The sequence below is a fragment of the Gammaproteobacteria bacterium genome (genome assembly GCA_030680605.1).
Taxonomy (GTDB): domain Bacteria; phylum Pseudomonadota; class Gammaproteobacteria; order SURF-13; family SURF-13; genus JAQBXX01.
In genome coordinates this window covers 59,858-84,489 of the sequence record JAUXUQ010000022.1, presented here as the reverse complement: position 1 = coordinate 84,489, position 24,632 = coordinate 59,858, and the positions used below count along the sequence as shown (strand labels likewise).

General features: G+C 60.3%; 28 protein-coding genes and 1 tRNA gene. 9 read left to right on the top strand and 20 right to left on the bottom strand.

Annotated features, from left to right (window positions below; translation table 11 throughout):
- Positions 1–3: 3 nt before the first annotated feature.
- From tolA to Q8L89_09095, 8 genes are all read left to right on the top strand, one after another.
- Positions 4–903, top strand: coding sequence for a cell envelope integrity protein TolA (tolA, locus tag Q8L89_09130; GenBank protein MDP1709207.1), 900 nt, complete (start codon positions 4–6; stop codon positions 901–903).
- A gap of 6 nt (positions 904–909) precedes the next feature.
- Positions 910–2,241, top strand: a complete 1,332-nt coding sequence (gene tolB / locus Q8L89_09125) for a Tol-Pal system beta propeller repeat protein TolB (protein ID MDP1709206.1) — start codon at positions 910–912, stop codon at positions 2,239–2,241.
- 32 nt (positions 2,242–2,273) lie between these two features.
- Positions 2,274–2,804, top strand: coding sequence for a peptidoglycan-associated lipoprotein Pal (gene pal, locus Q8L89_09120; protein MDP1709205.1), 531 nt, complete (start codon positions 2,274–2,276; stop codon positions 2,802–2,804).
- The gene (ybgF, locus tag Q8L89_09115; GenBank protein ID MDP1709204.1) at positions 2,804–3,613 is read left to right on the top strand and encodes a tol-pal system protein YbgF; all 810 of its coding nucleotides are present in this window, start codon (positions 2,804–2,806) and stop codon (positions 3,611–3,613) included. The genes pal and ybgF overlap by 1 nt, the downstream gene beginning before the upstream one ends.
- Positions 3,614–3,649: 36 nt before the next feature.
- Positions 3,650–4,339, top strand: coding sequence for a 7-carboxy-7-deazaguanine synthase QueE (queE, locus tag Q8L89_09110; protein MDP1709203.1), 690 nt, complete (start codon positions 3,650–3,652; stop codon positions 4,337–4,339).
- A 71-nt stretch (positions 4,340–4,410) separates the two neighbouring features.
- Positions 4,411–5,112, top strand: coding sequence for a 7-cyano-7-deazaguanine synthase QueC (gene queC / locus Q8L89_09105; protein ID MDP1709202.1), 702 nt, complete (start codon positions 4,411–4,413; stop codon positions 5,110–5,112).
- A gap of 129 nt (positions 5,113–5,241) precedes the next feature.
- Positions 5,242–5,317: transfer RNA gene (locus Q8L89_09100), tRNA-Lys, on the top strand.
- 181 nt (positions 5,318–5,498) lie between these two features.
- Positions 5,499–5,798, top strand: coding sequence for an MscL family protein (locus Q8L89_09095; protein ID MDP1709201.1), 300 nt, complete (start codon positions 5,499–5,501; stop codon positions 5,796–5,798).
- Positions 5,799–5,836: 38 nt separating this feature from the next.
- Here Q8L89_09095 and glmS read toward each other — a convergent pair whose 3' ends face one another.
- The 12 genes from glmS to Q8L89_09035 form a co-directional block, all read right to left on the bottom strand.
- A complete protein-coding gene (gene glmS, locus Q8L89_09090; GenBank protein MDP1709200.1) occupies positions 5,837–7,669 on the bottom strand; it encodes a glutamine--fructose-6-phosphate transaminase (isomerizing) in 1,833 nt (610 codons plus the stop codon).
- Positions 7,670–7,749: 80 nt separating this feature from the next.
- The gene (glmU, locus tag Q8L89_09085) at positions 7,750–9,120 is read right to left on the bottom strand and encodes a bifunctional UDP-N-acetylglucosamine diphosphorylase/glucosamine-1-phosphate N-acetyltransferase GlmU (GenBank protein MDP1709199.1); all 1,371 of its coding nucleotides are present in this window, start codon (positions 9,118–9,120) and stop codon (positions 7,750–7,752) included.
- Positions 9,121–9,201: 81 nt separating this feature from the next.
- Positions 9,202–9,624, bottom strand: a complete 423-nt coding sequence (locus Q8L89_09080) for a F0F1 ATP synthase subunit epsilon (GenBank protein ID MDP1709198.1) — start codon at positions 9,622–9,624, stop codon at positions 9,202–9,204.
- Positions 9,625–9,734: 110 nt separating this feature from the next.
- Positions 9,735–11,114, bottom strand: a complete 1,380-nt coding sequence (gene atpD, locus Q8L89_09075; GenBank protein MDP1709197.1) for a F0F1 ATP synthase subunit beta — start codon at positions 11,112–11,114, stop codon at positions 9,735–9,737.
- 50 nt (positions 11,115–11,164) lie between these two features.
- Positions 11,165–12,028, bottom strand: coding sequence for a F0F1 ATP synthase subunit gamma (gene atpG, locus Q8L89_09070; protein ID MDP1709196.1), 864 nt, complete (start codon positions 12,026–12,028; stop codon positions 11,165–11,167).
- A 98-nt stretch (positions 12,029–12,126) separates the two neighbouring features.
- Positions 12,127–13,668, bottom strand: a complete 1,542-nt coding sequence (gene atpA / locus Q8L89_09065) for a F0F1 ATP synthase subunit alpha (protein MDP1709195.1) — start codon at positions 13,666–13,668, stop codon at positions 12,127–12,129.
- A 49-nt stretch (positions 13,669–13,717) separates the two neighbouring features.
- Entirely contained in the window at positions 13,718–14,254 is a 537-nt protein-coding gene (locus Q8L89_09060) for a F0F1 ATP synthase subunit delta (GenBank protein ID MDP1709194.1), read from the bottom strand.
- Between the two features lie 14 nt (positions 14,255–14,268).
- Positions 14,269–14,739 carry a F0F1 ATP synthase subunit B gene (locus tag Q8L89_09055; protein ID MDP1709193.1) on the bottom strand — a complete coding sequence of 157 codons (471 nt, stop codon included), beginning with the start codon at positions 14,737–14,739 and terminating at the stop codon, positions 14,269–14,271.
- A gap of 41 nt (positions 14,740–14,780) precedes the next feature.
- Positions 14,781–15,071, bottom strand: a complete 291-nt coding sequence (atpE, locus tag Q8L89_09050; protein MDP1709192.1) for a F0F1 ATP synthase subunit C — start codon at positions 15,069–15,071, stop codon at positions 14,781–14,783.
- Between the two features lie 112 nt (positions 15,072–15,183).
- A complete protein-coding gene (atpB, locus tag Q8L89_09045; protein MDP1709191.1) occupies positions 15,184–16,011 on the bottom strand; it encodes a F0F1 ATP synthase subunit A in 828 nt (275 codons plus the stop codon).
- The gene (locus Q8L89_09040; protein ID MDP1709190.1) at positions 16,008–16,418 is read right to left on the bottom strand and encodes an ATP synthase subunit I; all 411 of its coding nucleotides are present in this window, start codon (positions 16,416–16,418) and stop codon (positions 16,008–16,010) included. Before Q8L89_09040 ends, atpB begins: the two co-directional genes overlap by 4 nt.
- Positions 16,415–16,615: an AtpZ/AtpI family protein gene (locus Q8L89_09035; protein ID MDP1709189.1), complete on the bottom strand. Its 201-nt coding sequence runs from the start codon at positions 16,613–16,615 to the stop codon at positions 16,415–16,417. Before Q8L89_09035 ends, Q8L89_09040 begins: the two co-directional genes overlap by 4 nt.
- 161 nt (positions 16,616–16,776) lie before the next feature.
- On the opposite strand from Q8L89_09035, the gene Q8L89_09030 reads away from it, so the two are divergent.
- A complete protein-coding gene (locus Q8L89_09030) occupies positions 16,777–17,346 on the top strand; it encodes a DUF1134 domain-containing protein (GenBank protein MDP1709188.1) in 570 nt (189 codons plus the stop codon).
- Here Q8L89_09030 and mtnC read toward each other — a convergent pair.
- The 8 genes from mtnC to mnmG all read right to left on the bottom strand — a co-directional run bounded on the left by mtnC (position 17,343) and on the right by mnmG (position 24,629).
- Positions 17,343–18,023 carry an acireductone synthase gene (gene mtnC, locus Q8L89_09025; GenBank protein ID MDP1709187.1) on the bottom strand — a complete coding sequence of 227 codons (681 nt, stop codon included), beginning with the start codon at positions 18,021–18,023 and terminating at the stop codon, positions 17,343–17,345. The genes Q8L89_09030 and mtnC overlap by 4 nt on opposite strands.
- A gap of 58 nt (positions 18,024–18,081) precedes the next feature.
- A complete protein-coding gene (locus tag Q8L89_09020; protein MDP1709186.1) occupies positions 18,082–18,681 on the bottom strand; it encodes a methyltransferase domain-containing protein in 600 nt (199 codons plus the stop codon).
- Between the two features lie 25 nt (positions 18,682–18,706).
- Complete coding sequence (locus tag Q8L89_09015; GenBank protein ID MDP1709185.1) at positions 18,707–18,883, bottom strand: hypothetical protein; 177 nt, start codon at positions 18,881–18,883, stop codon at positions 18,707–18,709.
- Positions 18,880–20,169 (bottom strand): hypothetical protein, encoded by a 1,290-nt coding sequence (locus tag Q8L89_09010; protein MDP1709184.1) that lies wholly within the window; start codon positions 20,167–20,169, stop codon positions 18,880–18,882. Before Q8L89_09010 ends, Q8L89_09015 begins: the two co-directional genes overlap by 4 nt.
- A gap of 289 nt (positions 20,170–20,458) precedes the next feature.
- The gene (locus Q8L89_09005; protein ID MDP1709183.1) at positions 20,459–21,313 is read right to left on the bottom strand and encodes a ParB/RepB/Spo0J family partition protein; all 855 of its coding nucleotides are present in this window, start codon (positions 21,311–21,313) and stop codon (positions 20,459–20,461) included.
- Positions 21,303–22,109 carry a ParA family protein gene (locus Q8L89_09000; protein ID MDP1709182.1) on the bottom strand — a complete coding sequence of 269 codons (807 nt, stop codon included), beginning with the start codon at positions 22,107–22,109 and terminating at the stop codon, positions 21,303–21,305. The genes Q8L89_09005 and Q8L89_09000 overlap by 11 nt, the downstream gene beginning before the upstream one ends.
- Positions 22,109–22,762 carry a 16S rRNA (guanine(527)-N(7))-methyltransferase RsmG gene (gene rsmG, locus Q8L89_08995; GenBank protein MDP1709181.1) on the bottom strand — a complete coding sequence of 218 codons (654 nt, stop codon included), beginning with the start codon at positions 22,760–22,762 and terminating at the stop codon, positions 22,109–22,111. Before rsmG ends, Q8L89_09000 begins: the two co-directional genes overlap by 1 nt.
- Positions 22,755–24,629: a tRNA uridine-5-carboxymethylaminomethyl(34) synthesis enzyme MnmG gene (gene mnmG / locus Q8L89_08990; protein MDP1709180.1), complete on the bottom strand. Its 1,875-nt coding sequence runs from the start codon at positions 24,627–24,629 to the stop codon at positions 22,755–22,757. The genes rsmG and mnmG overlap by 8 nt, the downstream gene beginning before the upstream one ends.
- Positions 24,630–24,632 lie beyond the last annotated feature (3 nt).

Sequence of the window (24,632 nt, the reverse complement as noted above, 5' to 3'; positions counted from 1 at the left end):
CTGATGTTTAAAGCAATACGCAACAATATGCGAGCGGTGGTGCTGGCCGTGCTGGTGCACCTCGTGCTGATCGCCATGCTGGTCATCAGCCTCGACTGGACACCCAAGCCCCAGTCTGCCGGCACGCAAGACGCCGTAGTGCAGGCTACCGTGGTCGACGACAGCGCACGCAAGGCCGCACAGCAGCAACAGGAGGAGGCCGAGCGCAAACGGCGTGCCGAACAGGAGGCAGAAAAACAGCGGCTTGAAGATGAAAAACGTCAGGCTGAGGAGGAGGTCCAACGGGTGGCGGAAGAGGCCCGGCAGCAGGAACAGGTCCAGCAGGAGCTTGTCCGGCAGCAAGAGCAGGCCCGGCAGGAGCAACAGGCAGCGGAACAAAAACGCCAGGAAGCTGCCAAACGCGAAGCCGCCCTGAAAGAGAAGCAGGCCGAAGAGGCCAAACAGCGCGCCGAGCAGTTACGGCGCGAAGAAGAAAAGCGCTTGGCCGCAGCTGAGGCGCAACGTAAAATCGAGGCTGAAAAAAGACATAAGGCAGAAAAGGAGGCACGGCAGCGCAAAGAGGCCGAACAATTGCTCAAGGATCAGCTCGCCTCGGAAGAACAGGCCGCGCGCGACAACCAGGCCCAAACGCTGATTGCCCAGTACATCCCGCTGATAACGAACCGGGTAAAAAGCCGCTGGCTGCGGCCGCTGAGCGCTCAGTCCGGCATGTCCTGCACGGTAACGGTGCGGCTGATTCCCGGCGGCGAGGTGATTGAGGCGCGGATCACGACCAGCAGTGGTGATGCCGTGTTTGATCGTTCAGTGGTAAGCGCGGTATACAAGGCCTCGCCCCTGCCGTTACCGCCCGATCCGACTCTGTTCGAAAGCTTTCGTGAATTGACTTTCATCTTTAAACCCTGAGGACACATGCTGACCAGACAACACCTGCTGTACTGCCTGTTCGCGCTGTGGCTGCCATGCTCTGGCGCGCAGGCAGCGCTGACCATAGAGATCACCGAAGGCGTGCCGGGCGCACTGCCCATTGCCGTGGTGCCGTTTGGGGCTGAGGGGCAGGGCGCACCGCCGGAAGACATCGGCGCGATCATCGCCGCCAACCTGAAGCGCAGCGGGCGTTTTGCGCCGCTGCCGGATCGCGATCTGCTGGCACGGCCGCGCGAGGCCGGCGAGGTCAACTTCCGCGACTGGCGGGTATTGGGAGTTGAAGGGCTGGTGATCGGCAAGGTCCGCGCCTTGGGCGCCGGGCAGTATATGGTACAGTTCCAGTTGTTCAACGTATTCCAGGGTATCCAGCTGGTCGGCTACAGCATTCCGACGAGCACTGCGGACATGCGCCGCACGGCACACCAGATCAGCGATATCATCTATGAAAAGCTGACCGGCGAACGGGGCGCGTTTAACACGCGCATCGCCTACATTGCTGTCGCAGGCAAACCGCCAGCACAGAGTTACTCGCTACAGGTGTCTGACGCCGATGGCCACAACCCGCAGTCTATCCTGAACTCCAAGCAGCCACTGCTCTCGCCTGCCTGGTCACCCGACGGCACCCGGCTGGCCTACGTGACGTTTGAAAACAAGCGCGCGCAGATCTACATCCAGGAAATAGTCACTGGCAGGCGGGAGCTGATCGCCTCGTACCCCGGGCTGAATGGCGCACCTGCCTGGTCCCCCGATGGCAGCCGGCTCGCGCTCACGCTGTCCAAGGACGGCAACCCTGAAATCTACGTGATGAGCCTCGCCGCCCGCACCCTCCAGCGCCTCACCAACAATCTGGCGATTGATACCGAGCCGGTCTGGTCGCCCGATGGCGCCACGCTGGTATTCACCTCTGACCGCGGCGGTCGCCCGCAGCTGTACCGCATGCCAGCCAATGGCGGCGACGCAGCACGTATCACCTTCGAAGGCGACTACAATGCGCGCGGTGTGTTCTCCCCCGACGGCAAGCAGCTTGCCATGGTACACGGCACCGGCGGCCAGTACCGCATTGGGCTACTGGATCTGAAAACAGGGGGGGTGCGCGTGCTCTCCGACCGCACACTGGACGAATCGCCGAGCTTTGCACCAAATGGCGCCATGATTATTTACGCCACCAATGAAGGCACTCGCGGTACACTTATGGCCGTATCCGTGGACGGCCGTGTGCACAATCGCCTGCTGTTGCAAGAGGGTGATGTGCGTGAAGCGGTCTGGTCTCCATTCGGCCCCAGAATTACACCTCAACAAACCGATACAAAACCTTAAACTTCCCTACCCCACATACCAAGGAGCCCCGTATGCAGTTCTTCATAAAATTGTTACTCTTGACGGTGTCCGCAGTCGCCCTGGTCGGGTGCCAGAGCACGACCCCCAAATCTGCTGCCGCAGTCGAAGACCGCAGCAGCGCCGCCGACAGTGGCGCCGCCGCCAGCGCTATGGATGGCAGTGGCGCCTTCCGGGGTGATGCGCTGGATGATCCCTCCAGCCCGTTATCACGGCGCGTCATCTACTTTGATCTCGATAGCAGCGAAGTCAGGCAGGAAGATCGTGCTACGGTCTCGGCCCACGCCAGATACCTCGCCAGCACGCCCAACGCCGCTGTCGCGGTGGAAGGCCATGCCGACGAGCGCGGCTCGCGCGAATACAACCTGGCCCTGGGTGAACGCCGTGGCAACTCGGTGCGTCAGCTGCTGCTGGCCGAAGGCGCCGCCACCAAGCAACTCCAGGTGGTGAGCTACGGCGAGGAAAAGCCAGTCGCTATTGGGCATGACGAGAGCGCATGGCAGCAAAACCGCCGCGTCGAAATCGTCTACACCAGCCGCAGATAATGTCCATCGCCATCCGCTTACTGGCCCTGACCGGGGCCCTGCTGCTGCCACTCCTGGCAGCAGCAGCGGACGATGCCCGACCGCCAACCCAGGAGGAGCGCATCGCCCACCTGGAGCGGCTGGCCGCGAGCCAGGGCCTGGCGGAAGTCATCGTGCGCATGGATGAGCTGCAACAGGAGCTGCAACGCCTGCGTGGCAAGCTTGAGGTACAGACCCATGAGTTGCAGCAGCTCAAGGAAAGCCAACGCAGCGCCAATCAGGACTTTGACCAGCGCCTGCGTGGGCTGGCCGCCAGTCCTGCCGTAAATACCACGGCAGACGTTGCTCTCGACGCCTCCGCGTTACCTGCCGATGCGTCAGCGGGATTGCCTGAAGCAACCACCACCGGTCCGGCCACTGCAGACACTGCGGTAGCCGACCCTGCGCAGGAGTCCGCTACCTATCAGCAGGCCTTCACCCTGCTCAAGGAGGCGCGCTATGAAAAGGCCATCACGGCGTTTCAGGCCTACCTGGCCCATTACCCGGCAGGTGCCAATGCCGATAATGCTCAGTACTGGCTGGGCGAGGCCCACTATGTCACGCGCCAGTTCAAGGAGGCGTTGCAGGCATTTCAGACCCTGGTCGATAAATCACCCGCCAGCCCCAAGCGCCCCGACGCCATGCTCAAGGCCGGCTTTGTACACTATGAGATGGGGAAATGGGACGCAGCGCGCAAGAGTCTTAACGATGTCATCCAGACCTACCCCAACACCTCCGTCGCCCAACTGGCCGATAACCGCCTGCAGCGCATGAAGAAAGAGGGGCATTAGCGCAAAACCCGTTGTGGCAGGGTGTAAAATGAGCACATGCACCCTGCCGCAGACATTGGGATACGCTCCGCGCCGCAGCCACAGGAGACACGGCTGCGTATCACCGAAATCTTCCACTCTCTACAGGGCGAGACCCGCACTGTAGGCCTGCCCACTGTATTCATCCGCCTCACCGGCTGTCCGCTGCGCTGCGGCTATTGCGACACCGCCTACGCGTTTCAGGGCGGCGAGTGGCAGACGCTGCCCGACGTACTGGCCCGTGTCGCGGCGTACACGCCGCATTACGTCACCGTCACCGGCGGTGAGCCGCTGGCCCAGCGTGCCGCACTCGGTCTGCTGTCCGCGCTGTGTGATGCGGGCTATCAGGTATCCCTCGAAACCAGCGGCGCACTCGACATCGCCCCCGTCGATACCCGCGTCACCACGGTCATGGACATCAAGACCCCCGGCTCCGGCGAAGCTGAGAAAAACCGTTTTGAAAACATCGCCCATCTCAAGCCCGGCGATCAGGTCAAATTCGTACTCTGCCATCGTGCCGACTACGACTGGGCCAAGGCCACCATCGCCCAGCATGCTTTGGCACAGCACTGCGAGCTGCTGTTTTCCCCCAGCCACGGCGAACTCAACCCCACCCAGCTCGCCGACTGGATACTCGAAGACCGCCTGCCGGTACGTATGCAAATCCAGCTGCATAAGTATTTGTGGGGCAATGTCCCCGGCAAATAACAAATAATGAATGGCGCCTATAAAGAAGCAAAATCCATCCTTTTTAGAGACACCCCTACCCTTAAATAACCATGAGCGCCGCCATCATCCCCTTCACAGCTGCCCACACCCGCGCCGTCGTGTTGCTCTCCGGCGGCATGGACTCGGCCACCACACTGGCCATTGCCCACGGGCTGGGGTTTGAGTGCCATACCCTGGCGGTTGATTATGGCCAGCGCCACCGCGCGGAACTGGCCGCCGCAGAACACTGCTCACGCAGCTTGGGCGCCGCTGACCACAAAGTTATCCAGGTCGATCTCGGCACCATAGGTGGCTCGGCCCTGACCGACGTCAGCATCGACATACCACAGCAGCCCAGCGCTGGCATACCTGTCACCTATGTTCCGGCGCGCAATACCCTGCTGCTGGCCCTGGCGCTGGGCTGGGCCGAGGTGTTAAAGGCAGGAGACATCTTTATCGGCGTGAACGCCGTGGATTACTCCGGCTACCCGGACTGCCGGCCACAGTTCATCGCGGCCTTCGAGCACCTTGCCAATGTCGCCACCAAGGCGGGGGTGGAAGGCCACCGCTGCACCCTGCACGCCCCACTCATCCATTTAAGCAAGGCCGACATCATCCGCGAAGGGCTGCGGCTCGGGGTGAACTATGCCGCCACCGTCTCCTGTTACAGCGCCGATGACGCCGGCCGTGCCTGCGGCCGCTGCGATGCCTGCCGCCTGCGTGCTGCGGGCTTCAAGGCCGCCAGCATTCCAGACCCCACCCGCTATCAATAGTGGCCCGCAAGTACCACACACCTTGGTCTTGGCGCCGCCAACGTTTACAATAGGCAGCCTTCATCCCCACCTCGTCGCCCCTGGGAAGAAGGGGGCGAGCCGAGGCACTAAGCACGTTTTATATTATTTGGGCCGTTAGCTCAGCCGGTAGAGCAGCAGACTTTTAATCTGTTGGTCGTGCGTTCGATCCGCACACGGCCCACCATCATCTGTCATTTTCGCCAAATACCGCACCGCCCGCCGGGAACATCCAGCAACGCGCCAGTGCTCTGCGGGCGCTCGCTCGCCGCCACATTCCCCTGCCCGCTAAACGTTGACCCCACCCCGCCTGCCTGCTCCAATCCCCCGGTACCACTCAATTCCCGGCTGATAAGGGAGACAGGCACATGCACGGTTTTATGGACTTCATAAGAACACAAGGTGTAGTCGGGCTGGCTGTAGGTTTTATTCTGGGCGGCGCGGTATCCAGGGTCGTGGCCGCGCTGGTCACCGACGTCATTAACCCGCTCATAGGCATTGCGCTGGGTGCCGCCGAAGGCTTGCAAACGCCCACGCTTACCCTTGGCCCCGTTGCGATATTGCCAGGGCACTTCGTATCGGTTGTCATTGATTTCCTGGTGATTGCGGTGGTGGTGTATTTCGGCGTGAAGGCACTCGGACTCGACAAGCTCGATAAAACTGCCTGAGCAGAAACATCTGGCCGGGTCTGTTACGGTCCCGGCTTTTATTCCACTGTTACCGATTTCGCCAGATTGCGAGGCTTGTCCACGTCGGTGCCCTTGAGTACCGCGACATGATAGGCCAGCAGCTGTAGTGGCACGGTATAAATTACTGCCGATACGTCATCCTCCACATGTGGCACGCTTAACACCTGCACGCCCTCTGAGGATTTAAAGCCTGCTGCATCGTCAGCAAACACGATCAGCTTGCCGCCACGCGCGCGCACCTCCTGCAGATTGGATTTGAGCTTCTCCAGCAATTCATTATTCGGCGCCACCGCAATCACCGGCATCTCGGCATCTATCAGCGCCAGCGGGCCGTGCTTGAGTTCGCCCGCAGGATAGGCCTCGGCATGGATATAGGAAATCTCCTTCAGCTTGAGCGCGCCCTCCATCGCCACCGGATAATGCGCGCCGCGCCCGAGAAACAAGGCATGGTGCTTGTCGGCAAATTGTTCGGAGAGTTGCTTGATGTTATCGCTCATGGCCAGCGTCTGTTCGATTTTTGCCGGCAATGACTCAAGCTGGGCAACCAGCCTGCCTTCCAGCTCCGGCGTGAGCGCATGACGCCTCCCCAGCACGATGGTAAGCAGCATGAGCGCGACCAGTTGGGTGATGAAGGCCTTGGTAGAAGCAACGCCAATCTCGGGCCCGGCGTGTGTCATCAACACGATTTCCGCCTCGCGTACCAGCGAGCTTTCTGGCACGTTGCAAATGGCGAGGGAGTGGCGGAAACCGAGACGCTTTGCTTCGCGCAGCGCGGCGAGGGTATCGGCTGTTTCACCCGACTGCGAGATCACCACCACCAGACAGTCGGGGCTGACCACCGGGCGACGGTAGCGAAACTCGCTCGCTACTTCGACAGTGCAGGGGATGCCCGCCAGCGCCTCGATCCAGTACCGTGCAATCAGCCCGGCATGGTGGCTCGTACCACAAGCAATGATGTGTACACGCTTGACGACGTCCAGCACTGTGGCGGCATCCGGGCCAAAACTCTCCTCCAGCACCCGGCCCGCATGCAATCGCCCTTCGAGGGTATCCGCCACAGCGCGCGGCTGCTCGAAGATCTCCTTCAGCATGTAATGGCGGTACTCACCACGCTCTACTGCATCGGCGCTGAGTGCACTCACATGTATCTTGCGCGTGACCTCGTCACCCACCGCATTGATGATGCGCACGTGGTCGCGGGTGATGTCAGCGATGTCGCCGTCTTCGAGAAAGATAAAGCGCCGCGTTACCGACAGCAGTGCCGCCACATCGGAAGCGATGAAATTCTCACCCTCGCCGAGGCCTATCACCAACGGGCTGCCGCGCCGCGCGGCCACCAGCCGGGCAGGATCAGCGATGCCGATCACCCCCAGGGCATAGGCGCCGTGCAATTCGACAGCCGTAGCGCGCAAGGCCTCGAACAATGATTGACCTTGCGCCAGATGCTGGTGCAGTTGATGCGCAATGACTTCGGTGTCGGTCTGCGAGGTAAACTCGTAGCCCGCCTGCGTCTGCTCGGCCCGCAGCGCCTCATGGTTTTCGATAATGCCGTTGTGCACCACAGCCACAGTGCCACGGCAAATGTGTGGGTGCGCATTGCGCTCGCTTGGCGCGCCGTGTGTCGCCCAGCGGGTATGGGCGATGCCTGTCATTCCTTGCAGCTTGCGTCCGGCAAGCTGCTGCTCCAGCTCCACCACCCGGCCCACTGTGCGGGCCCGCGCCAGCTTGCCGCCGGCATCGAGCACAACCGCGCCCGCGGAATCGTAGCCGCGATATTCGAGACGCTTGAGACCCTCGACCAGTGCGGGCATCACGTCCCGTTCTGCTACGGCCCCGATGATTCCGCACATATATACCTCAGTAGCAAGTTTCAAGTAGCAAGTAGCAAGAGAGACTCTTTTTCATCTTTATTCTTGCCACTTGCAACTTGCTACTTGTCACTGCTTTTAACAGGTCTTTTCCAGCCCGGCACGGTACTCTGCTTCACCCGGCTGACCGCCAGCACCTTTGGCGCTACGTTCTGGGTAATCGTTGAACCCGCACCGATCGTTGCCTGGGCGCCCACGGTGACCGGGGCTACCAGTTGGGTGTCGGAGCCGATGAAGGCGCCGTCCTCGATAATCGTCTGGTGTTTGTTCGCGCCGTCGTAATTGCAGGTAATGGTGCCCGCGCCGATATTCACCTCGCGCCCGACGGTGGCATCGCCGATATAACTCAGATGATTGATCTTGGTGCCTGCACCTACCCTGGATTTCTTGATCTCAACGAAATTACCGATATGCACGCCAGCGGCCAGTTTGGTTTCAGGGCGGATGCGCGCGAATGGCCCGATACGACACCCGGCCCCAATTGCCGCATCTTCAATCACACAGTGGGCGAGTATCTCGACGTCATCACCGATGCTGGCATTACGAATCACCACCTGTGGCCCGATGCGCACCCTGTTACCCAGTGTCACCTTGCCTTCTATGACCACATTCACATCCAGCGTAACATCCTGACCCACGCTCAACTCGCCACGCACATCGAGCCGCAGCGGGTCGAGCAGGGTGGCGCCCTCCAGCATCAATCGTTCGGCCTCGTGGCGCTGATAATAGCGCTCAAGCTCGGCCAGCTGGGCCTTGTTGTTGATGCCCATGGTCTCGGCCACTTTGTCGGGCTCGACAGTATTGATAACGATGCCGTCCTGCACCGCAAGCGCAATCACGTCGGTAAGGTAATATTCTTTCTGGGCGTTGTTGTTTTCGAGCTTGGCGAGCCACGCGCGCATGCGGGCTGCCGGTGCGGCGATCATGCCGGTATTGATTTCGCTGATGCTGCGCTCATCGGAGGTCGCGTCTTTCTCCTCGACGATACGTGTCACCCGTTTATCGGCATTGCGCACAATGCGGCCATAGCCGCGCGGATCGTGCTGGTGCACAGTGAGCAAGCCGAGACTGTTGTCGCTTACTGCGGCGATCAGGCGCTGGAGTGTTGCCGCACTGATCAGCGGCACATCGCCGTAGAGCACCAGCACCGTGTCACCGTCCGACACCGACGGCATGGCCTGGCTAACGGCATGGCCTGTCCCCAGCTGCTCGGCCTGCTCCACCCAGCCTACGGCAAGCTGTTCGAGCGCCTGCGGCACGGCGCTGCCGCCATAGCCATAGACCACGTAAATATGATCCGCCTGTAGTTGGCGTGCTGTGTAGATGACGTGCTCCAGCAGTGGCCGGCCCGCCAGCGGGTGCAGCACCTTGGGCAGCGCGGAACGCATGCGCGTACCCTGCCCGGCGGCAAGTATAATTACGGAGAGGCCCATAGACCCAAGATACAAGAAAAACGGAAAGTTACAAGCATCGCGTGTCGGATCCGCTGCGCTTGATCCGACCTACACGTTGTATCAGCGGCCCTTTTTGCGCAGACGCTGAATGGTCTGCAATTGCGCCACGGCCTCGGCCAGCTCGGCCTGGGCCTGGGCGTAGTCGATATCGGACTTGCGGTCGCGCATGCCCTGCTCGGCGCGCTGCTTGGCCTCCAGCGCGGCGGCCTCATCCACGTCGTGGGCGCGCAGTGCGGTATCGGACAAGATAGTCACCACGTGTGGCTGGATTTCCAGTATGCCGCCGGAGACGTAAAACACCTGCTCTTCAGCATCTGGAATCTTCACCCGCACCTCGCCCGGCCTGAGCGTGGTCAGCAACGGCGTATGACGCGGCAGAATACCGACCTCGCCTTGCGAAGCGGGCGCAAATACCATCTCCGCCGGCCCGGAAAATATTTCCGCCTCGGCGCTTACGATATCCAGATGCAGTGTCATGGCCATGGTTAACCTATTTTGCCTTTGATTTCATTTATACAAGTAGCGAGTTACGAGTGGCTAGTGGCGAGGAAGTACATTACTCGCTACTAGCTGCTATCCACTCGCCACTGTCTTTACTTGAGCGTCTTGGCCTTTTCTATCGCTTCGTCGATGGTGCCGACCATATAGAACGCCTGCTCCGGCAAGGAATCATACTCGCCATTGACGATGCCCTTGAAGCCACGGATCGTGTCCTTGAGCGATACATACTTGCCGGGTGAGCCGGTGAACACCTCGGCCACGAAGAACGGCTGCGACAGGAAGCGCTGTATCTTGCGCGCACGGGTCACGGTGAGCTTGTCTTCTTCTGACAGTTCATCCATACCGAGAATCGCGATGATGTCCTTCAGCTCCTTGTAACGCTGCAAGGTGCCCTGCACCGCGCGCGTGGTGTCGTAGTGGTCCTGGCCGATGATCAGCGGATCGAGCTGGCGGCTGGTGGAATCGAGCGGATCCACGGCGGGGTAAATGCCCAGCTCGGCGATCTGGCGCGACAGCACCACGGTGGCGTCCAGGTGCGCAAAAGTGGTGGCGGGCGACGGGTCGGTCAAGTCGTCGGCGGGTACGTACACGGCCTGAATGGAGGTGATCGAGCCGGTCTTGGTGGAGGTAATACGCTCCTGCAGGGCGCCCATTTCAGCAGCCAGTGTCGGCTGGTAGCCCACCGCTGACGGCATACGGCCAAGCAGCGCAGATACCTCGGTACCGGCCAGCGTGTAACGGTAGATGTTGTCGATGAACAGCAGCACGTCGCGGCCTTCATCGCGGAAGAACTCGGCCATGGTGAGGCCGGTCAGCGCCACGCGCAGACGGTTGCCGGGCGGCTCGTTCATCTGGCCATACACCAGCGACACCTTGTCGATAACCTTGCTCTCGGTCATTTCGTGGTAGAAGTCGTTACCTTCACGGGTACGCTCACCCACGCCCGCGAACACGGAGTAACCCGAGTGCTCGATAGCGATGTTACGGATCAGCTCCATCATGTTCACGGTCTTGCCCACGCCGGCGCCACCGAACAGACCGACCTTGCCGCCCTTGGCGAACGGGCAGATCAGATCGATAACCTTGATGCCGGTTTCCAGCAGCTCGGTGCTCGCAGCGAGTTCGTCATAGGCCGGGGCCTTGCGGTGTATCGACCAGCGCGCCTTTTCCCCAATGTCGCCCTTTTCATCAATCGGCTTGCCGAGCACGTCCATGATGCGGCCCAGGGTTTCCTTGCCTACCGGCACCGAGATCGGGTCACCGGTGTTGCTCACCGCCACGCCACGCTGCAGACCATCGGACGAACCCATCGCAATAGTACGCACCACGCTGTCGCCGAGCTGCTGCTGTACCTCGAGCGTCAGCCCGGCGCTGTCTACCAGCAGCGCGTCATATATCTTGGGCAGCGAATCGGGTGGGAACTCAACGTCCACCACGGCGCCGATAACTTGAACCACTTTTCCTGAACTCATGCTCAGTTCCTCACAAACTTAAATTAAAATTCGTTAATTAACGTGCGGCATTATACTGCTGCTGCACCGGCCACAATTTCTGACAATTCCTGCGTAATGCCGGCCTGACGCGCCTTGTTGTAGACCAGCTGCAGATCGCCGATCAGCTCGCCCGCGTTGTCCGACGCGCTCTTCATGGCCACCATGCGCGCGGCCTGCTCGGAGGCAATATTCTCCAGCACGCCCTGATACACCAGCGACTCGACGTAGCGCGTCAGCAAATGGGTCAGCACTTCTTTCGATTCGGGCTCGTAGATGTAATCCCAGTGATGGTGTAGCGTTTCATCGGTGTCCGGCACGACGGGCAGCATCTGCTGAAGTTCCGGCTTCTGCACCATGGTGTTGACGAAATTGTTATAGACCAGATACAGACGATCGATGTGCGCACTGTTGTAGGCATCCAGCATCACCTTCACCGCGCCGATCAGGTCGGCCAGGCCGGGCGCATCGCCCAGGTGCGACTTCTCCGCGATGATGTTGCCGCCAAAGCGCTTGAAAAAGCCTGCGGCCTTGGTGCCTACAGTACATATATCCACCTGCACACCCTGTTTGCTCCAGTCGCGCATCGAGGCCAGCGCGGCACGGAACAGGTTGGTGTTCAGGCCGCCACACAGCCCGCGGTCGGACGACACCACAATAAAACCGATGCGCTTGACCGTGCGTTCCTGCAAATAGGGATGCTTGTATTCCGGATGGGCGTGGGCCAGATGGCCGATCACGTTGCGCATCTTGGCAGCATAGGGGCGTGCAGCACGCACGCGCTCCTGCGCCTTGCGCATTTTTGAAGCCGCAACCATCTCCATCGCACGCGTGATCTTCTGCGTGTTCTTGATGCTCTTGATCTTGGTGCGTATTTCTTTTTTGCTGCCAGCCATATTAAAAACCCGGAGAAAAGGTTAAAGGTACAAGAGAAAAGTAAAACCCTGCTTTTGGTTTTACTTGTATCTTTCCACTTGTATCTTGTATCTGTTTTTTACCATGCACCGCTTTGCTTGAATTCTGTTACTGCGGCACGCAGACCAGCCTCGATATCGCTGTTGTAGTCGCCCGTGGCATTGATCTTCTCCATCAACGCAGCCTGCCTGGACTTCATGTAGCTCAGCAGCGCCTGCTCGAAGGCTTGAATCTTGGGCACCTCAACATCGTCGAGGAAGCCCTGATTGGCGGAGAACAACGATACGGCCAACTCGGCCACGCTCATCGGCGCGTACTGCTTCTGCTTCATCAGCTCCATGACGCGCTGACCGCGCTCCAACTGTTTGCGGGTGCTCTCGTCGAGATCGGAGGCGAACTGCGCGAATGCGGCAAGTTCGCGGTACTGCGCCAGGTCGAGACGCACGCCGCCACCCAGCTTCTTGATGATCTTGGTCTGCGCCGCGCCGCCCACACGCGACACGGAAAGACCGGCGTTGATGGCAGGCCGGATACCGGCATTGAACAAATCGGTTTCGAGGAAGATCTGACCGTCGGTGATCGAGATCACGTTGGTGGGTACGAAGGCCGACACGTCACCGGCCTGGGTTTCAATGATGGGCAGGCCCGTGAGTGAACCGGTTTTGCCTTTCACCTTGCCGTTGGTGATCTTCTCGATATGCTCGGCGTTCACGCGCGCGGAGCGCTCCAGCAGGCGCGAGTGCAGATAGAACACGTCGCCCGGATACGCCTCGCGGCCCGGCGGACGGCGCAGCAACAGCGATACCTGACGGTAGGCCCAGGCCTGCTTGGTCAGATCGTCATACACGATGAGTGCGTCTTCGCCGATGTCGCGGAAGTATTCGCCCATGGAGCAGCCGGAGTAGGGTGCGATGAACTGCATCGCGGCGGAATCCGAGGCGGTGGCGGTCACGACGATGGTGTGCGCCAGCGCGCCGTGCTCTTCCAGTTTGCGTACCACGGCGGCCACCGACGATGCCTTCTGGCCGATGGCGACATAGACGCACTTCACGCCCGTGCCCTTCTGGTTGATGATGGTGTCTACCGCCACGGCGGTCTTGCCGGTCTGGCGGTCACCGATGATGAGCTCGCGCTGACCGCGGCCAATCGGCACCATCGCGTCGATGGCCTTGAGGCCGGTCTGTACCGGCTGGCTTACCGACTGGCGTGCGATCACGCCCGGTGCTACTTTTTCAATCGGTGAGGTCAGTGTGGTCTTGATCGGACCCTTGCCGTCGATGGGGCTGCCGAGGGCATCCACCACGCGACCCAGCAGCGCCTCGCCTACCGGCACCTCCAGAATGCGGCCGGTGCACTTTACGCTGTCGCCTTCGCTGATGTGTTCGTAATCACCCAGCACCACCGCGCCGACGGAGTCGCGCTCCAGGTTGAGCGCCATGCCGTAGGTGTTGCCGGGAAACTCGATCATCTCGCCCTGCATCACGTCGGACAGGCCGTGTACGCGCACAATGCCGTCGGTCACTGAAACCACAGTGCCTTCGGTGCGCGCCTCGGTGAGCACCGCAAAATTCTCGATGCGGCTCTTGATCAAATTGCTGATTTCTGAAGGGTTGAGCTTCATGTAAGCTTCCTCAAATAAAAGTCTGAAATTCGGTTAAAGTGCTTGCCGGTCAGGGCGCCAATGCATGCGCGAGCTTGCCGAGTTGTCCGCGCACCGAGCCGTCGATAACACGGTCTCCAGCGCGAATCACGGCACCGCCCAGCAGACTCTTGTCCACCGTCGCGGTCAGTTTGATTTCTCTTTGCAGGCGCGCCTTCAGCGCTGCGGCAATCTTGCCTTCTTCGGCGCTCGAGAGCGGCCAGGCCGACGTCACCTGCACCTTGAGCACACCCTCGGCCTCGGCGCGGCTCGCCTCATACAGCGCCGCGATCTCCGGCAGCAGCGGCAGTCGGCTATTTTCGACCAACAGGCGGATGAAGTTTTGCCCGGTGGCGCTCAGGCCATCGCCGCACGCCGCCAGCACCAGCTCGGCCAGCTGGGCCTTGTGGACGCGCGGATGACCGACGAGCTTGCGCAACGTGTCGTCACTCGCCACAGCGACGGCGAGCGCCAGCATCTCCGACCAGCGCTGCAATTCTTTCTGGCTCTGCGCCAGCTCGAATACAGCTTGCGCGTAGGGGCGGGCAGCGGTGATTTTTTCGGCCATGGATAGTGTCCGGACTAGATTTCTGTAGCCAGCTGGTTCAGCACTTCGCTGTGCGCCTTGGCATCGATCTCGCGACCCAGAATCTTCTCCGCACCGGCCACGGCAATCGCCGCCACCTGCGTGCGCAACTCGGTCTTGGCGCGGTTCACTTCCTGCTCGATCTCGGCCTTGGCTGCCGTGATGATGCGCTCACCCTCGACGCGGGCATTGCCCTTCGACTCTTCCACGATCTCATTGGCGCGACGCTCGGCCTGTGCCAGTATCTCGGCAGACTGGGTCTTCACCTTCTGCAGCACTTCTTTGGCGTGCTTTTCGGCCAGCTCCAGGTCGTGGCGGCCCTTTTCGCCTGCGGCCAGTCCATCAGCGATACGCTTCTCACGCTCTTTCATCATCGCGGTCAGCGGCCCCCACAGCAGCCGGTTAACAAACCAGATGAGCAGGATGAAGGCCACGATCTGGCCAAACAATGTGGCTGTAATATTCATGCGCGTCTCACTCGATCAAGCGGAAAGAATGGGGCGGGCAATTAACCCGCCGCGCCTATGGCTGCCTGCAGTGCGCCCACGAACGGATTGGCGAACAGGAACCACATGCCGAACGCGAGAATGATGAACGGGAATGACTCCATCAGGCCTGCGAAGATGAACATGTTGGTCATCAGCTGCGGACGCATCTCCGGCTGGCGCGCGATGCCTTCCAGCGTCTTGGCGCAGATCAGGCCCCAGCCGATGGCCGAGCCCAGGCCGGCGGCGGCGAGAATCACGCCCACGCCCACTGCGGTGTAGGCGTAAATCATTGCAATCATGTCGGGTGTCATTTCAGTCTCCTAAATTAAAGTAAGTAGTTCTAAATCAACAAGTGGCGAGTGACTAGTTGCTGGTGGCGAGGTGGTATATTTCCTGGCCACCAGCTACTGTAGTTCCTGATAGTTAGTGGTCCTGATGCGCCATGCCAAGATACACAATGGTCAACACCATGAAAATAAACGCCTGCAGCGTAATCACCAGCATGTGGAAAATCAGCCAGCCGAAACCGAGCGTGATTTGCAGCGGGAACCAGAACAGCCAGCCTGCCACGCCCACGGCGAGCGTGCCGCCGATCAGGGCGATGAGCAGAAACACCAGCATTCCCGCGAACAGGTTGCCGAACAGTCGTAACCCCAGGCTCAAGGGCTTGGCGACCTCTTCGATCAGGGTCATCACGACATTCACCGGAATGAAAAACTTGCCGAAGGGGTGAAACAGGAACATCTTGAGATAGCCGATGGGGCCTTTGATCTTGATGCTGTAAAAGATGATAAGCGCGAACACAGTAAGCGACAGTGCAAAGGTGGCGCTGAGATCCGTGGTCGGCGCTATTTTGAAATAGCTCACGCCGAACCACCCCAGGATAACGCCGGGCAGATCCACCGGGATCAACTTCATGGAATTCATCAGAAGCACCCACACAAAAATCGTCAGCGCGAGCGGCGCGATGAGCGGGTTGTGGCCGGGGAAGCTGTCTCTTACCTGACCGCCGACGAACTCGAGAATCGCCTCTACGGCATTTTGAAAGCCGCTGGGTGCATCGGCCGACAGGTTCCGCCCCAGACGCCAGCTGGTCAGCACAATCAGCGCGCCCAATATAACGCTGACAGCCAGCGTATCAATATGCCACGACCAGAAGCCGCCCGTGCAGTCACCGACGCATAGATTGGTCAGGTGATGCTGAATATACTCGACTGTTCCTCCGCCCGAGGAGGTTGGCGCTGCGCTCACGGCTGTGATCCCCTGTGTCCTGAACCTGTAGTACGCATTCCTGTTAAATAGCCCAACTGCGTCAGGGCAAACCCGGTGATGGTGGCGAGCGCATGGAGCTTGAACACACCCAGCCCGATGCCCAGCAACACCAGCACCAACATAAATCGCTGCGCGAGGCCTGCGAACAAAATCAGCATGCCCCGGCCACTGCTCTGCCACGCTGCCTCACCCGCGCGCGCAACGCGCCGACTCAATAACCACGCCAGCGCCATGGCCACCAACCCGCCATAGCCAGCAGAAAGTCCTGCCCAAGGCCCGGCGAGCGCAAAAGACCCCAGCGCGCTCGCCAGCAAAATGACTGCCTGCGTGGCAATCACCACTTGCGCGCCGCCGGATACCGCCTGTGTGAGTGCGTTTCTGCTCACTCTGGCTTGGTCAACTGCCTGTAAACCTTCAGGAATCCGCCCACGAAACCCAGGTAGCCCAAGATGAACATGAAGAGTGGGAGTGTACCTAACCACACATCGAGACCATATCCCAACAGCAACCCGACCAGCACCGAGGAGGTCAACAGCGTACCTACCCCGATCAGCGCCAAGCCGGTTCCCTTGGCCTTGCTCATAGGGCGCGAAGTATAAAGGTTGAGGCGGTGTGGCGTCAACGACCGCCCGGTAGTTGGGCGACGCCATGCCGTCCTGGCGTCAACCGTAGCGTGCCTTGCCGCATTATTGGCTATGATAGACTGACTCCTCACACACCGCCATCCGACAGGAGACTTGAACGATGCGCCTGACCTCATTATCTGCCCTCGCGACCCTGATGACCTGTCTGCTCGGCGCCCCGCTGGCGGCAACCGCAGCCGACGACAAGGACACCTACGACAAAAACACCACCCTCAAGGAAGCCGAGGCGTTTTTTGGTGAAAGCACAGCTGGTCTCGCCAAGGTCATAGAAAAGGCCTTTGAGGATCACGGCCAGCCCAACGGCTACATCAAGGGCGAAGAGGTAAGTGGCGCGCTGGTGGTGGGCCTGCGCTACGGCGACGGCAGTATCACGCTGAAAAACGGCGGCACGCGCAAGGTACACTGGACCGGCCCCTCCATCGGCTTCGACGCTGGGGCGAACGCCTCCAAGGTGTTCGTGCTGGTCTATCACCTGCCTGCGGCCAGCGCCATCTACCAGCGCTTCCCCGCTGTTGAGGGCAGCTTCTATTACATTGCCGGTGCGGGCATCAACTACCAGCAAAAAGACAAGATCGTGCTTGCGCCCATCCGTCTGGGCGTCGGCCTGCGTGGCGGCGTGAACATCGGCTATCTCAGTTACAGCGAGGAAAAGACCTGGGTGCCGTTTTAACTTTCAGACACCCAAGAAATCTCGTCGAAGCTGCGGGCCTGTGGATGTGCGGCGGGCAGGTCACCCTCTCTTAGCAGCCACACCGTCTGCATGTCTGCGTTGCGGGCGGCATCCAGCTCCTCTTTAATATCCGACAGAAATAAAATGTCACCCGGCGGCAGGCCGATGTCCGCTGCGATCTTGCGATAAGAACCCGGCTCCCGTTTCGTCCCTGCGGTGGTATCGAAATAGCCTGAAAACAGCGGCGTGAGATCGCCATACTCCGAGTGGGTGAATAAAAGTTTTTGCGCCTGCACCGAGCCGGAGGAAAATACATACAGTTTTAAACCCTGCGCGCGCCACTCCTCAAGTTTTTGCACCGCGTCCTCGTACACATGGCCCTTGAAATCGCCCTGCCGGTAGCCTGCCTCCCAGATCATGCCCTGCAGCGCCTTCAGCGGCGTAACTTTTTTATCTTCGTCTATCCACTGCACAAGTTGCGCAATGACTTTTTCATCATCGGCACACCCACCCAGCGTCTGCCGCACCTCATCGAGCCATTTACGCACCGCCGCCTCGTGCGCATGGGCGCGCACGAACGCCGCCATGTGCGTGTGTGCGTAGGGAAACAACACGTCTTTCACAAACGACAGCGACGACGTTGTGCCTTCGATGTCAGTAAGAATGGCTTTAATCATGGCGTGGCTATGCCTTATATTCAGGTCGGCTGTAGATGCCGATACGGTAGCGTAACTCTCACCGCCGCGTGAGCACAAACCCAAGCTCGTGCATTTCTGCACGCGAAGGGTGTGGGATGCGTGTTGCGGATTCATCGGGCCAGTGCCAGCGCTCCGCAGGAAATAGTGCGCGCATGTCCACCAGCTCGCAGTGAAACGGCGGGCCTCCGGGTTGACCGGTCTGCATGAAGAGGGCGTAGAGTTTTCCGCCGGGCTTGAGCCATGTCCATAGTCTTTCAGCGTAGTCGCTGCGCATGGTGGGATCAATGGCGCACAATGCGGTTTGTTCGTAGATGGCGTCAAAGGTAGTGTCTGGTTGCCAATGAAACAGGTCTGCCTCCACCACCTGCGCTGAAACGCCAGTTGTTGCCAACGCGGCGCGCAAGGCATGCACGGCTGAGGGGGCGAGGTCGACGGCCGTAACATCGAAACCCAGTTGCGCCAGATACGTTACTTCGTGGCCGCGGCCACAACCGGGAATGAGTATGCGGCAAGGGGTAAGGGCACCGCTCGCCAGCCAGGCATGGAGCGCAGGGCTGGGTACGCCGCGATCCCAGCCCGTAGCGCCAGCCTGATAGCGTGTTTCCCATTCCTTACGACGTTGCTCGGTTTCGTTCATGCCTGGGGGTAAGCCTGCAAACCGGTTATTTGCTGTGCTTCAGGGAGGCCTCCCCCGCTACTTCCTGCGCCACCGCGCTTTGCAGCGTGCCGTTCAAGGCGAAAAATGGATTCGCATAAAGAACCGGCACGTCGTTCACGAACGGCAGCGAGGGCGTGACACCCTCACTGCTTGTGACGATTATCTTAATTGGCTTGCTCATTGACGCGCATGCAGCACCAGTGTCTGTTCGCGTCTTTGGTCACCTCCGCCGACACTGAGCTTCACTTCGTAGCGCGTTCCGGGTACGACGAAGAGTGGCTTGAAGGTGAAGTTGAAGTTACCGTTAGCATCACTCCTCACTGTGCGGTTAAGGATATTTTGATTCATCCCAATGATACCGGCGAGCGCGGAGTAGGCCTCAACATTGATGCTCACGTCGATATTAGGGGCGCTTCTGCCACTCACCTCTACGGCTCCCGACCCCCTCACGTCGCTGTTGTTGGCAGGGCTCAGGATTTCCAGAGGCAAGATGGCCCTTGCATCTGGCCTGCCCCCGTCACGCTGCACTTTGAATTTCCACTGCATACGTGCTGCATTACCGGCCAGGTCTTTGGCGCTGACCTCTACCTTATATTCCTTAGGGGAAAGCGGAGACTCAGGCTGATAGCTGAAGAAGCTCGTTGTGATAACAGCGCTATCAGTAACGTCGCGCCCGTCAAACAGCACACGCACCGCGGCAGGATCTACACCGGAGCCTGCGCCATCATCAAAACTGCTTGAGATGAATATACGGCTGCCCAGCGATACCGTGTCACCATCGTGCGGCGTGAGATTCTTAATGATCGGCGCGTCAGCGTCTTTGACTAATGATTGTTTGAGCGTTGCTACCGCCGATTGCGTGTGTGGCGAGAGCATGGCTGTGATCTTCACGCCGGGCGGGAAGTTGTCGCGCTGGCGTATGGTGTATGTGCCTGTGTAAACACCGGCGCTGGTTTCCCTCATCAGCACGTTGGCTACCACCCCTTCGATGGTAAATGTAGCCTTGCCGCGCGGCGTGCCGTTCAGTGTGAAATTGAGATCGACGCCCGGCTCGATACGATCCACGGCTTGCACAGTGAAGCTCCCAATGCTCAGGCTGTCGGTCGTGAGTGGCTTCCCCAGGCTCCGTGTGGCCAGCAGTCCTCGCTTCTCAAGCGTGGCACTCACGCGGGTATTGGCCTTGAGTTTGTCCGTACGCTTGATGGTGTAGCTGCCTTCATACACGCCCGACTCAACCTCGCGCATGGGAATGGTGCGCGCGATACCACTGATGCGTAACTTGGCCGCGCCGCCCCGCGTACCTTCCAGGACAAACACCAAGTCGGTGTCAGGGTCGAGGTTATCGACTTGCTCGACGTAAAAGTTGTCTATGACAGGCGTGGCTTTTGCGTCATCCGCAGCAGCGGGCGCAACTAGAATGAACGGAATTAATAAAGATACGATTAAAAGAAAACGCTGGCTGAACATAGGTCCTCCTTAAAATTTAGCTGCTGCTTGTCAGAAGTGGCCCCGCTCGCTTAAACAGTAATCCAGGGTTTTCCAGTGGATTTCCCGCTGCTGCTCATGCAGCCAGTTTAGTCATCGGCGGCATCACGGCGTAAGCCTCATCCGCTGCACTCTTGCTCAGGCTCGAAGGTAGTCTGCACTGACTATACCAATACAGATAAGGCATGATCGACGTCCAAGCTGTGGTATTTATGCGCCCTCTGTCGAGAATGTTCTGTACGCTGGCGTACATAGCACGTGCTGCATGGCGCTATTTGATGTGCTTCAAGATTCCTTCCAACTCGTCCAGGCTGTTGTAGCTGATAATAAGCCGACCCTTGCCCTTGTCGCCGTGCTCTACACGCACCGGTGCCGCCAGCTTTTCCGACAGTTCTGCTTCAAAGCGGCGGATGTCGGGATCGACGCGGGGCTTGGTCTTGCCGCGTGCGGGTGCTGACTGCAGACGGCGCACCAGTTGCTCGGTCTCACGCACCGACATGCCCTTGTCGGCCACACGCTGCGCGGCCTCGCTCTGCGCCTTGCCGCTGAGGCCGAGCAGGGCGCGGGCATGGCCCATCTCCAGTGCGTTGGTTTCCAGCAGTTTGCGCACGTCGGCATTGAGCGAGAGCAGCCGCAGCAGGTTGCTCACCGCCGCGCGCGAGCGCCCGACCGCCTCGGCGGCAAGCTCGTGGGTCATGTCGAATTCATTGATGAGACGCTGCAAGGCGTTGGCTTCTTCCAGCGGATTGAGGTCTTCGCGCTGAATGTTTTCAATCAGCGCCATGGCGATGGCGGCCTGGTCGGCCACCTTGCGTACCACGGCGGGGATGTCGGTCAGGCCCGCGATCTGCGCCGCGCGCCAACGGCGCTCACCGGCGATGATTTCGTACTGCCCCGCCGCGATGGGCCGCACCACGATCGGCTGCACCACACCCTGCGCGCGTATCGAGTTGGCAAGGTCTTCCAGCGTCTCCGGGCGCATGTCCATGCGCGGCTGGTATTTGCCGCGCCGGATAATCTCCAGCGGCAGAGTCCGCAGATCGCCATCGCCGACCTGACCGGCCGCAACCGCACCACCGAGTAATGCATCGAGGCCGCGCCCCAGTCCGCGTTTTTTAATTGCCACTGGCTACTTTTTCCTTGTTCATCAGCTGCGCCTGTCGGTCTTTTTTCAATATTTCCCCCGCCAGCGCAAGATAAGCGAGCGCGCCGCGTGAGGCCCTATCATATACCAGCGCCGGCATGCCGTGGCTGGGCGCCTCCGCCAGCCGCACATTGCGCGGGATCACCGTACGGTAGACCTTGTCGTCGAAGTGCTGCGTGAGCTGCGCGGAGACTTCGTTCGCCAGGTTGTTGCGCGGGTCAAACAACGTACGCAGCAGGCCTTCGATGGCAAGCCGCGGATTGTGCGTCTGGCGCACACGCTCGACCGTGTCGAGCAGCGCGGCCAACCCTTCCAGCGCGTAATACTCGCACTGCATGGGGATCATCACCGATTGCGCCGCCACCAGCGCGTTCACCGTAAGCATGTTGAGCGACGGCGGGCAGTCAATGAGGATGTAATCATACTGCGCGTCCACCTGCGCCAGCGCCAGCCGCAGCCGGTGTTCGCGTTGCAGCTTGCCGACCAGATCCACCTCGGCAGCCGTGAGGTTGGCATTGCCCGGCAGCACAAAAAAGTTTTTCAGCTGGGTCGGCTGTATGGCGTCGGCGGGCGAGACATCACCCGTCAGCACATCGTAAGCGCTGTAACTGACGCCGTTCTTGTCAATGCCGCTGCCCATGGTGGCGTTGCCCTGGGGATCAAGGTCTACCAGCAGCACCCGGCGGCTGCACGCGGCGAGAGAGGCCGCAAGATTGATGGCCGTGGTGGTCTTGCCGACGCCGCCCTTCTGGTTGGCGAGCGCGATGATGCGCGCCATTACACGGACTCCTGTGCTGTAGCGCAGTGCACGCGCACCAGATGGCGCTCTGCATCCAGCCCCGGCACCTGCAGTTTGATGACTTCAACCATTTTGAATTCCCCGGGCATCTCTGCCAACTCTTGCGCCGGGTAAGCCCCCTTCATGAACAGAAACTCGCCGTTGCTGGCGCACAGGTGTTGCGCGTTACGCAGCAGCTCGGCAACACTGGCAACGGCGCGCGCCATCAGTGTATCGAATTTCCGCACAGGCCGGTACTTCTCCACCCGTGTCTGTACCACCTCGACATTGGCCAAGCCCAGCTCCACCGCGGCCTGGGTGACAAAGCGGGTCTTCTTGGCATTGGCATCGAGCAGGGTAAAACGGGTACCGGGAAGGGCAATGGCAAGCGGCAGGCCGGGCAGGCCCGCACCGCAGCCGATATCCAATACGTGCTGGCCGCGCACATGCGGCAGCACCGCGAGGCTGTCCAACAGGTGGCGGGTGATCATCTCCTGCGGGTCGCGTACCGCCGTCAGATTGTAGACCTTGTTCCACTTCTCCATGAGCTGGACAAGGTCGAGCAGGCTCTGCTCCGCCGCAACGGGCAACGCCACGCCGAGTTGCACGAGGCCGGCGTGGAGTACATTTTTCAGCGCCTCATGATTACGCACGCCACCTTTTCACATGTACCCACAACAGCGATACAGCGGCGGGGGTGACGCCCGAGATGCGGCCCGCCTGGCCCAGCGTGGCCGGCCGGTGGTCGCCGAGCTTGCTCTGCACTTCCCTGGAAAGACCACGCACGTTGCTGTAATCGAGGTCCAGCGGCAGGGCTGTGTCTTCATGCAGGCGCGCGCGCGCAATCTCGTCGTGCTGGCGCTCTATATAGCCATGATACTTGGCCTGTATCTCCACCTGCTCCGCCACTTTTTCATCGGCCGCCGCCTCACCCGCACCCGGCAGAGACAGCAGCGCGTGATAATTCACATCCGGACGGCGCAGCAACTCCATCAGCGTCGCCTCGCGGCTGAGCGGCTGCCCCAGCACGCGCACGGCCTCCTCTTCCGGCAATGTCTCCGGGCGCAGCCGGGTGGCGCGCAGGCGCTGCTGTTCCTTTTCTATCGCCTCGCGCTTGGCCTCAAATGCCTGCCAGCGCGCATCGTCTACCACGCCGAGTTCGCGGCCCTTGGCTGTGAGACGCAAATCCGCATTGTCTTCGCGCAACAACAGGCGGTACTCGGCGCGGCTGGTGAACATGCGGTACGGCTCGCTGGTGCCGCGCGTAATCAGGTCGTCAATCAATACGCCGATATACGCCTCATCGCGGCGCGGACACCACGGCATCTGCTCCTGCACCCGCAGGGCGGCATTGATGCCCGCCATGATGCCTTGCGCCGCCGCTTCTTCGTAGCCGGTGGTGCCGTTGATCTGGCCGGCGAAAAACAGATTTTGAATGATTTTGGTTTCGAGTGAAGGCTGCAAGTCACGCGGGTCAAAGTAATCGTACTCAATCGCGTAGCCGGGGCGGGTGAGGTGCGCGTTTTCAAAGCCCTTGATCGAGCGCACCAGCTCGATCTGCACATCGAACGGCAGGCTGGTCGAGATACCGTTGGGGTAAACCTCGTGCGTGGTCAGCCCCTCCGGCTCGACAAAAATCTGATGCGAAGCCTTGTCGGCAAAGCGCACGATCTTGTCTTCGATGGACGGACAGTAGCGCGGCCCCACACCTTCGATCACGCCGGTGTACATCGGCGAGCGGTCGAGGCCGCCGCGGATGATGTCGTGCGTGCGCTCGTTGGTGTGGGTGATGTGGCACGGCACCTGGCGCGGATGATCTGCGACGCGCCCCATGAAGGAAAACACCGGCTGCGGTTCGTCGCCCGGCTGCGGCGCGAGCTTTGAATAATCTATCGTGCGCCCGTCGATGCGCGGCGGCGTGCCGGTTTTCAAACGCCCCACCCGAAACGGCAACTCGCGCATGCGACTTGCCAGCGCGTTCGCGGGTGGATCACCGGCGCGGCCACCCTGATGATTCGACAATCCGACATGAATACGCCCGGCGAGAAACGTGCCCACTGTCAGCACCACGCAGCGGGCGCTGAAACGCAAACCCATCTGCGTCACCACACCCGTAACGCGCTCGCCCTCAATGATTAAATCTTCCACCGGCTGCTGAAAGATGGAAAGATTGGCTTGCGCCTCCAATGCGCCCCGCACCGCCTGCCGGTAGAGTACACGGTCGGCCTGCGCACGGGTGGCACGCACCGCCGGGCCCTTGCTCGCATTCAAGGTACGGAACTGGATACCGGCCTGATCCGCCGCACGCGCCATCAGCCCGCCGAGCGCATCAATCTCCTTTACCAGATGGCCCTTGCCGATACCGCCGATGGAGGGGTTGCAGCTCATCTGGCCCAGGGTTTCAATGCTTTGCGTCAGCAACAATGTGCGCGCGCCCATGCGCGCCGCCGCCAGCGCCGCTTCGGTGCCCGCGTGCCCGCCGCCGACAATGATTACGTCAAATTTGTGTTGATACTTCATCGC